Here is a 972-nt window from a genome sequence, read left to right as displayed (position 1 = left end):
TGCAGCACCAGTTGAAGCAGCTTACCCGAAAGGAACGGACGCACCGGCTCTGTACCCGTGGCGGTATGCTGGAAAGTTTTCTGCAAGAGCCGGAACGCCTGACAGATGATGATGTCATGCTGTTATTGAAACTCATTTTTCACAGGCAGGACACGCAGGAACTATTGAAAAAACTGCTGGAACGGAAGAAGCCGGAAACCCCTTAGTTTACTAAGGGCGCAATTATACACCACCCAGAGGTTGGTGCATTGCGTTCTCCGAAGGCTCCTCGCCGGAGGGCTGTAATTTTCCGCAGTCATGGTCTGCTCCAAATCATACAGGGGACGCTACGCTTCCCCTGCGCTGGCTGCCGCCAGCTACCCTTTTGTGTACTTGCCATCTGGGGACACCTTGCGTTGCAAGCTGTTCCCAGCCGACAAGTTTCATAAAATATGCTATCTTTTCGATAGCCAATGAAGTATAATGAAGATGACAACAAATCGGCATTTGTAAAGGAGGATTTACAATGAAGAAAATTGGATTAGGTATTGCGATACTACTCTTTGCCATTATAATTTCTCTTTGCTCATCAGGAATGGGGCTGCTCGTTATCGGAATTGGGATTGTAGGATTGATTTTTTCAATCATAGGATTTATAGAACGCAAGTAAAATAACTTCCAGTTTGTCAGCTTCACATCGGGTCAACTTGCCCCGAACTTTTACAATTAAATACCCGCCGCCCACATAGCGGCACACCGAGCAGGAAATCTGAAAAAGGTCTCCTGCTTTTTTTCTGCCCAAAATGAGGTGGTAAAACGCCACCCCGTCCACCAATTAGCGAAAGGAGGGACACGAAATGCCCTGTCCACACAACGAAATCACGATTGTTCAGCGCAGCCAGCGGCAGTCTGCGGTTGCCGCCGCTGCTTACCAGAGTGGCGAAAAGCTGTTCTGTGAATACGACCAGCAAGTGAAGCACTACCCGGAAAAGC

General features: G+C 48.4%; 2 protein-coding genes and 1 pseudogene. All 3 read left to right on the top strand.

The window, feature by feature from the left end:
• The coding region (locus LIZ66_RS18325; protein WP_227201173.1) for a DUF3847 domain-containing protein at positions 1-206 on the top strand (206 nt) is incomplete at its 5' end.
• Positions 207-505: 299 nt separating this feature from the next.
• Entirely contained in the window at positions 506-649 is a 144-nt protein-coding gene (locus LIZ66_RS18320; RefSeq protein ID WP_009274458.1) for a hypothetical protein, read from the top strand.
• Positions 650-836: 187 nt separating this feature from the next.
• Positions 837-972: pseudogene (locus LIZ66_RS18315) on the top strand (MobA/MobL family protein); the annotation flags it as partial.

Origin of the sequence: Blautia faecis, assembly GCF_020554845.1 — a bacterium.
Lineage (GTDB): Bacteria > Bacillota > Clostridia > Lachnospirales > Lachnospiraceae > Blautia_A > Blautia_A faecis.
This window is presented reverse-complemented; position numbering and strand designations above follow the sequence as displayed.

Coding starts and splice junctions, on each gene's coding strand:
- LIZ66_RS18320 (WP_009274458.1), top strand. CDS start 506: ATGAAGAAAATTGGATTAGGTATTGCGATACTACTCTTTGCCATTATA.